Genomic DNA, 8333 nt, shown 5'->3' on the forward strand with positions numbered 1-8333 from the left:
TGTAGGTTCTCAAGATTGTTTTCGTTTGATCTTGACGCGAGCTGGGCGGACGTCGGGTTTCTCACGGGTGTTGCGCTGGCTGGTTCTCATCGGTTTTTCGTGTCCTTCAGGTAGGTGGCCGTTTCTCGTTTGGTTCGCAGGGGCGTGCGTCGGCGTCTTGGTCGCTGGTCGATGAGCGTTCGGCTGGTTCGAGGTGGGGTTCGATCGCTGTGATCAGGTTGAGTTGTTGGCGTAGTGCCTCTGTGGGCGGCGTGCGCAGGATGTCGCGGAGTCGGTCGGCGACGTCGGTTGGGATGGTGAGGTCGTCCAGGTGCCGGTGGAAGGTGCCGAGGTCGAGGGACGGGTTGGGTAGGTCGTTGGCGGCCCAGACGGTCCGGACCAGGTCGTTGGTCATCGCGGCTGCTGCCCAGCCGATCTCCACGGGGTCGTTGCGTTGGAGCACGGCCTGCATTTTTGGGCGCACGTGTCGCCATAGCCGGGCGTAGTGGTTCTTGATGTGTGCTGGCACCCGGTAGCGTGCATGGACTTTCGGGATGTCGGTGGTGAGGCGGGCAACGGTGCCGGTGGGGTCGTGCAGGATGACGCCGTCGAGGAACGCGTATCCCCAGGATTCGTCGCCGATCTGGTTCGGGGTGAAATGCTCGCGCCACTGTTCGGCAGTGCGGACCGTGAAGTCGACGGGCAATGGGTGTGGCCGGAGTTGCCATGGTTGCTTGTTGTCTTCGGTGGCCACGATGACAAGGTCGAGGTCGGAGTCGGCTCGCGCGGTTCCGCGAGCTACTGATCCGACCAGCATGATCCCGCATACGTCGGTATCCGTTTGGAGTTCGGCGATGACCTCGTCGAGGACGCGTTGGTGTAGTGGTGTCGGGAACTGCAGAGCCATCATCGTTCCGTGTTTGTTGTGGGACGGGTTCTCATGGACTTCACTTCTTTCGGTTGCGGAAGGTGTGGTGGTGGTGGAGTTCGTGGAGGGCTGCGCGGCGTCCTTCGGGGGTGAGGGTGTAGTAGGTGCGGCGTCGTCCGGGGCCGCGGCCGGGTGGGGCGCCGGCGAGCCAGGCGTGTTCGTCTTCGGGGCGGCTGGTGAGCCAGCCGACGTTCAAGAGGCGGTGCAGGATATCGTAGATGACCCCTGCGCTCACGTTGGTGCGGTTGAGGAGTTCGTGACCGTAGAACTCGCCGGGGTTGTCGACAAGATCTCGGAGGATGGCTTTTAGTGGTGTTGTCATGCGCAGCCGTGTGACGTTGATGTCGTCGAACCGACGGTGTTGCGGAGGTTTGCGTGGAGCCATGGCCTGGCGTTGCGCTTCGATGAGGATCTTTCCGCTGGGCTTGGGGCGGATCTGGTCGGCGCGCAGGCTGCCCATCATCACCTGCTGGATGCGATCTTGCGCGAGGTCGCTCAGCAGGGTGTGACCTCGTGGGGTTGGGTGGTGCGGCTTGTTGTAGGCGCCGCGGTGGAAGAGCGTGGCGCCGATGTCGCGTTCGAGCCGCTGGAACTGGTCGGTCAGTGTGCGTTGTGTCGTGCCGAGGTAGCCAGCGGCGGAGTGCAGGCTGGGGAAGGCCATGGTGATCTGGAAGCGGTGCAGGCGATACCAGCCGTGCAGGGTGCCCTCGACCGCGGCACGAATGTCACGGGGGACGTCTTTGCCGAGTTTGGTGATCATGTGTGGGTGGCTGAAGATCCCGGGCGGTCGGGCGGGGATGCCGAACCGGTGCAGGGCGTTGTTGACGATCATCTGGTCGGTGCCGAGTTCGGCGGCGATGTCCGCGGTCGAGCGCAGCTGGTCGCAGTACTGGTCGCGGAGCCAGTCCGGGTTGATGGGGAACGGCGCCCGACCGTTGTTCAGCGGGACGCCGAGTTGTTTGGCGATGCGAGCGATGATGTGACGCCCGATCCCGGTGTCGGCGGCGAGCTCGCTGAGGCCGCGTCCTTTGTGGATGTATTCGCGGTCGAAGAACTCGCGGGTGAACAGGCGGAGGGCGCGTTGTTCGGTGAGCCAGGCGGTCGGCGCGGCGTTCACGCCCCACGGGCGTTGTGGCCGGTCCAACCGCTCGAGAGCGAGCCGGATGTGTTCGATGTGGACACCCAGAGCACGTGCCGCTTCGCTTGGGGGACGGTGTTCGGTGACGATGAGACGGCTGATGGTGTCCATGTCGAGGGTGTCTGTGTCGATGCCGGGTAGGTCGAGTCCGCCGGCGAGTTCGGCGGGTGGTGACCAGGTCAGCGGCTCGTCGATACCGAGGTCAGTCAGCAGCGCGGCGGCGTGCTCGTGCAGCGCCTGCCGCAACGGTCCGGTCAGCGAGGCGGTGAAGTCGACGTAGCGGTTGCGGTCGCCTGGGTTGCGGAATGCGAGTGGGTGATCCCGGTTCGCGAGATCGGCGCCGGTGAGCAGGTGGTGCAGGTGGCGTTGGGCGAGCAGGAGGCGCCCGCGGGGGTTGCGGTCTCCGGGGTGCGCTCCGGCCGCGCAGGCCAGGTCCCGCCACTGCTGCAGGGTGATGGGTTCGGCGGGGACCTGGTCGTGGCGGCGCTGGTAGTCGATGGGTGCGCGGTGCTGGTCGAGGTAGCCGGTGAGGCGGCAGAGCAGGGTGAGGACCTGGCCGAGCATGGCGGAGTCGAACTGGTCGCCGAGTTCGGCCAGCATTCCCGTGACGTTGGCTCGGCGCACCCTGGGGTTGAACTGTGCGGTGAGGGCGGGCAGCAGATCACGGTCGGGGTGGCCGGGGATGAGCAGACAGACGCTGAACACAGCGCGGAACAGTTCCGGGTGGAACCCGGCTGTCGGCAGCAGGCGGGCTGCCCAGTCCGGCCACAACATCTGCGGAACCCACCGGGCTCGATCCCCGCTCACGGTGTCCCGAGCAAGGCCAGGCCGGGAACATTGCTCTGTGCCTGGAAGCTGGGCTGTGAAGAGCATGGTGCGCAGCCGTAGCCGTTCGGTAGGCAGCAGGCCGGAGTCGGCGGCGCGCAGATACCGGTTCTGGAACCGAGGCGACAAATTGTGCCACTGCGGCGGGGGCATGCCCGGAGGCGGGACCCGCCGTGAGGTCGGAAGTCTGGACAAGATCGCGCCGAGGTCGGAGACCGCGGCCTGATCGCTGCTGCTGCCGAGGATTGTCCTGGCCTGCATGAGTGCGGCTGCGGTGAGTGCGGTGTCGGTGCCGTGAAGCCGGTGTGCGCCGTTCTGGCTGTCGTGGTGGGTGGGCCGGTTGGGGTTGATCCGATTGGCGGCGGTGATCAGTGCGTCGTGGTTGCTGTGCAGCAGCCAGGACATCACCACCGGAAGATCGGCAAGCACCACAGCCGCATATTCTGCGACAGCTTCCCCCGTGTCTTCCCCGGCGTCGTGGGTGCGGTCCTCACCGGCGTTCTGCCCGGTGTGACGGCCGCTGGCATGGATGATGAGGTTCTGGATCCAGCGTTGAACGTTGAGGACGTCGTCGGTGGCAGCGACGGTCGGAGCGGTGGTCAGGTCGGTGCCGCAGCGCTGCTTTCGTGGCGTCATGGTGTGCGTGCAGGTGGCCGGAGGAAGGGGTGGGGTGACACCGCTGATTCTGATCCGGGGCGTGACCGTGCATGCCGGGCAGCTGTCGAGGAGGAGCAGCCGGTGTCGGAAGCATGCGACCGTCCAACTGAGCCGCCAGGACAGCTGCCAACGGCCGTGAGTGTCGGCGAGGCAGCGCGGGCAGTACCGGGTGCCGCCGGAGCGAAGACGGTGCGCTGCCGCGATCTCGTCGCCGACCGCGCTGTCCAGACGACCGGCTGGGTGCCCGGTGGCGGTCTCGAGGCGCCGCAACACCCGCTGGTTGACGCCGTAGATCAACCTGAAGGTGGACGGCGTGGTCGGGGTGATGCCGAGCGCCGGAAGCAGTGACCGCAGGCCCAGACGGTGGCGGCGGGCCATGGCCTCGATCCACGAATCGATGCTCTCCCCGTCCAGGATCGCGGTGCGCAGCGGCAATGCTCGCACCAGGGAATCCACACCCTCCCCGCCGCGCTTCCCGGTGCGGTTCCTGCTGACGTTGCTGTGGATGTGGGTGGCCTGGTTGACGGTCGTGTGGGTAGTCATGAGGCCGCTCGCTGCCGGGCGGTTCGGGAGGTGCGGGTGGCGGCTTCGAGCCGGTGACGGGCTTTCTCCGACGCTTCGTCGATGCGCACGCTGTCGAGCAGGTCGTGGGAGAGTTGTTCGTCGCCGGTTCTGATCGCTTTGAAGCAGCCTCGGGTGATCAGGGTCATCAGTGAGCCGATGTGCCCGCCGGTGCGGGCGAACAGATAGTCAGCAAGGCTGGTCAGCTGGCCCGGCCGGGTGTGGGCGAGGACCAGTTGTTTCTCGATCGCTTTGAGCAGTGCTCGCCAGTGCTTGCCGCGTTCGAAGGGGTCGACTGCGAGGCGGGTCCAGCGGCGCGCGGTCTGGGCCAGCGCGACCGATGGCCCGGATAGTCCTTCGTCGAAGAATCGGCGTTCGGCGAGCCCGACACCGGCGTAGATGAACGTGATCGGCAGTTCGTTGGCCAGCCACTTGAGATGGTTGCTGACCGCGAGCCCGTCGCGGCTGTGCTGGTCGATGAAGTGGACGTCGTCGATGATCCCGACTCGCGTTCCGCATTGCAGTACGCAGTCCAGCGCGTAGCTGGCCAACTGCGCGGCGGAGCCGCGCGATGCGCCGGGGTGGCCGTAGAACTCGCAGATCATCTTGTTCAGCGTGCGCAGGGTGGTGTTCGAGGTGAGCCCGACCCGGAACACCGGGATCCGCTCGTCCCCCGCCTCGGTCACCGTGCCGTGCCGGCGACGGGCGGTGCGGTCGAAGTCGCGGCCGAACAGGTTCGCGATCGTGGTCTTGCCCAACCCAGGCTGCCCATCGATCACGGCGGCACCGCAGACCCGGTCGGCATCCTGCCGGTTCGACGCGACGATCAGCTCCAACTCGTCGCGGACCGCGGTCAGCTGGGGTGTGGCGATCGTGCCGAAGTTCGCATGCCAGTCATGGCGGGCCTCGTCGTAGTCCGCTCGAACGTCACCACCCAACCTGGCCAGCGCTGTGGCGGTGAGCGTCTCGGGCCGGGTGCGGGGTGTGGTTTCGACGAACCGGCGCCACCCTTCCTTGCGGGACAAGCTGTAGGCCACCTGAGCACCCTCCTGGCCCGCTTGCTGCGCGGGTTTCTGTTGAGGCGCCTGGTGATGAGTTCGGCTCATTCCAGCACCTCCAGCGCGTCGTCGTAGAAGGCGTCCAGATCGGCCAACACCTCGGCTTCCTCGTCGTCGTCACCCGTCACCACGGCCAGATGGGCGCCAGTGCCGGTGTCCGGCTCAGCCGGCTGCGCAGTGGGCAGCGCAGTGGGAGGCGCTGTGGGAGGCGCTGTGGGCAGCGCCTCGGCAAGTTCGGTGTCGGCCAGGCCAGGGATCGCGGCCCGCTCAGCGGACAGGCGGGCGGCCATCCGGCGTTCGCGCCGGTCGGTGATCTCGCCGGTGCTCCACCGCGCCAGCACCTGCGCCAGTGTGCTGTTCGGGTCGGCGAACCGGTCGGTCCTGGTCGCGAGGGCGCGTGCGTAGCGGGCGGCCTCGGCGGAGAACGGAGTGTTCAGCATCGGGGTGTGTTCCCAGTCCAGCCGATGCCAACTACCACCACCGGGTTCGCCACCACGTTCGCCAGCGGGTTCCTGGAAGTAGACGAAGCGGACGTCGTCGTCGTTGACGCGGATCGGCCACTTCCCGGCCGCGACACCCCGGTAAGGGCTGGTCTCGTTGCGGTGCCCGTTCAGTGCCGGGCCGTTGTAGCGGCGTCCGTCGACATCCACGCCGTAGTGCTGGATCGTCCGCCACGCGACCCGCAGGAACTCGAACACCAACTCCGGCGCCGCCGGTAGCCGCAACATGCCGGCCTTGGCGATCCCGACGGCGAACATCTCGTTCGGCGAGACCGCCAGGTTCGGCCACTCCGGCACGGCCAGCCCACTGTGGTCGCTGGGGTGATAGACCGAGACGATCCAGTCCCGGATCACATCCTCCAACTCGTGCAAGAACAGAAACGCCTGCTCCTCCACCCGCAGGCCGCGGCTGTGCAGATCCGGGCCCTTATAAGCGGGCAGATGCTGGATCAGGCCCTCGCGCAACGACTTGAAGAACCGCTCCACTGTCGGCTTATCGGTCGGCTTGCGCGGCTGCGCCGGCTGGATCGAGATGCCCAGCCGGGCACAGACCCCGATCACGTGCGCAGACAAGAACGCCTTGCCATGATCGACCACCAGCGTCTCCGGCGGACACCACACCTCCCCAGCACCACTCCAACTGCCGCCCTCGCCGGTCATCTCACCACTGGTTTCGGTGAAGACCAGCCGCTCCGGCAGCCCGTGCACCGGACCCAACGCCGGCCGACCGGAACTCCGGCCGGTCACCGCCTCGAACAGCACCCCGGCGACATCCACGGCCTTGGTCGACACCGGCGTCACCTTCAACCCGAGGATCTGCCGGTCAAACAGGTCCTGCGCGACGGTCAGCTGGGCCCGCACCCACCGGCAGGTCACCGGTTCCATCGCGAACACGTCCAGGTCCTGGGTGTCCAGGATCAAGTACTCGCCGGGGCGGGTCGCCCGCAGCCGCCCATAGGCGCCCTGCGGTCGCTCGGCGATCGACCGGCGGGCCGCCGCCGAGCCGGACACCGCGTTCGTGCCCTTGGTCAACACCGCCAGCCGGCGGTAGGCCGTAGCCTGCGACGGGACCGGAACCACCCCCGGGCCGTGCTCACGTTCCAACCGGGCCGCTACCCGCATCAACAACGCGTTCCGAGTCGGCGTCGACGCCGCGACACCGGCCGCCAGTTCTGCGCGCACCGCCGCGTCCCAGCGCGGATCAACGCTGGACCAACCACGGCGATGCCGGTCGTCCAGCAGCGCGGCCTCGCCGCCGGCTCGATAAGCGGCGACCCAGTTCTGCACCGTCCTGGCCGTCACCAACAACTCGGCAGCCTTGGCCGCGTACCGGGAAGTCAGCGGCACTGCCTCGGCGTACTCCGCACGCGGCTCACCCGGACGAGCCGCCGCGGCGTGGCCCGAGGTGTATCCGGTCAGCACCTCCCGAACATGCGCCGCCCGCCGCGCCAACCGCTCACGTTCCGCCGCCGACAGCCCGGCCAACGCCAACCCCGGATCATCGTCCTGAGTAACCGACTCCAAGCCACGTGCTCGCCGAACCAGCTCCGCGACCGTCAGACTGCTGTAGCGACCGCCGGACAACTCGACGGCCACCGCGCGGCCGTCGAACTCCACCACCCGCGCCACCTCTCCGTCCAGCAGCAACGATGCGCCAACTGTCACCGTCATCGTCCGCCCGCTCACGCCCCAGCTCATGCTGCCGTTCATGACGCTGCTCCCAGCCGCACGATCGTGTCGCCGTCCAATCGGCGGGACAGGCCCGTGATCAATCGCGACTGCCACAGCAGATGCAAGATCACCGGCCGTACCTGGGTCCACCGGGCTGTTCCGGTCAGCCGCCGCTCCACGTCCGTGACCGTGCACGGCGACATCCCCGCCTCGCGCACGACCTCCAGCACCAGCGGCACCAACTCCTCGGCGACCAGTGCCGGCCGCCGGTAGCCAGCCAGGAACCGAACGTTCTCCAACAGCACCGGATCCGTACCCGACCACGCCTCGAACCGGAAACCCCGCTGCTCGCACAACCGACTCATCCAGGCGAACTGCGCCGACACCTTCGGATCGTCCATCCGCGACGCGGCTTTCACATCGACCACCGTCACCGCGCCATCGGCGTGCCCGAGCAACAGATCCGGCACGTGTCGCCGTTTCTGCTCACCGTCGAACTCTTCCACCAAGAACGGCTGCGCCGCGATCGCCACCACTGTGGAGTCCTTGTCAGCCAACAAGATCCGCGCCAACTCCAACCGACTCTCATACACCACATGGCCACCCGTCGTCGCCGACCAGTACCAGCCCGAGTAATGCCGCCGTCCGCGATACGCACGAAACTCGCGCACCGGCAACCCGGCCAGGACTTCATCGACAGGCAACCGGTCCAACGGCGTGTCCACGAACCCGCCGTCACCACCGCGATAGCGCACCACAACGTCACATCCACGCCGGCCGGGCAAAGCTCTCGGCAGGGATTCACTGCGTACAAGTTTCATGCGGCGACCATCACGCCGCTCCACGATCAACAGGTGAAGGCACACGCGACCGATCACCCCGACAGCCCAGCCATCAGACACGAACGAGTGACCCCGCACGGGCGACTCGACCGTCCGACTTCTCATCGATCTTTCACATACGAAAGACCGACGAAAAATCAGTGAGAAAATGAAATCAAACATGAGAACCTACAC

Annotated in this window: 5 protein-coding genes; all 5 read right to left on the bottom strand. The window is 67.0% G+C overall.

The genetic code is table 11. The annotated features are described in order from the left end of the window. Positions 1-106: 106 nt before the first annotated feature. The 5 genes from HFP15_RS41840 to HFP15_RS41860 are packed head-to-tail and all read right to left on the bottom strand — an operon-like array spanning position 107 to position 8195. Positions 107-886: a nucleotidyltransferase domain-containing protein gene (locus HFP15_RS41840; protein WP_210718583.1), complete on the bottom strand. Its 780-nt coding sequence runs from the start codon at positions 884-886 to the stop codon at positions 107-109. Positions 887-926: 40 nt separating this feature from the next. Then, positions 927-4070, bottom strand: coding sequence for a TniQ family protein (locus HFP15_RS41845; RefSeq protein ID WP_168524129.1), 3144 nt, complete (start codon positions 4068-4070; stop codon positions 927-929). Continuing rightward, on the bottom strand, positions 4067-5194 hold the full coding sequence (locus HFP15_RS41850; RefSeq protein ID WP_168524130.1) for an AAA family ATPase: 1128 nt from the start codon (positions 5192-5194) through the stop codon (positions 4067-4069). The genes HFP15_RS41845 and HFP15_RS41850 overlap by 4 nt, the downstream gene beginning before the upstream one ends. Continuing rightward, positions 5191-7356, bottom strand: coding sequence for a TnsB C-terminal domain-containing protein (locus HFP15_RS41855; protein ID WP_246272569.1), 2166 nt, complete (start codon positions 7354-7356; stop codon positions 5191-5193). The genes HFP15_RS41850 and HFP15_RS41855 overlap by 4 nt, the downstream gene beginning before the upstream one ends. After that, positions 7353-8195, bottom strand: a complete 843-nt coding sequence (locus HFP15_RS41860) for a TnsA-like heteromeric transposase endonuclease subunit (protein WP_210718584.1) — start codon at positions 8193-8195, stop codon at positions 7353-7355. Before HFP15_RS41860 ends, HFP15_RS41855 begins: the two co-directional genes overlap by 4 nt. Positions 8196-8333 lie beyond the last annotated feature (138 nt).

This window comes from Amycolatopsis acididurans (assembly GCF_012328925.1).
GTDB classification, from domain to species: Bacteria; Actinomycetota; Actinomycetes; order Mycobacteriales; family Pseudonocardiaceae; genus Amycolatopsis_E; species Amycolatopsis_E acididurans.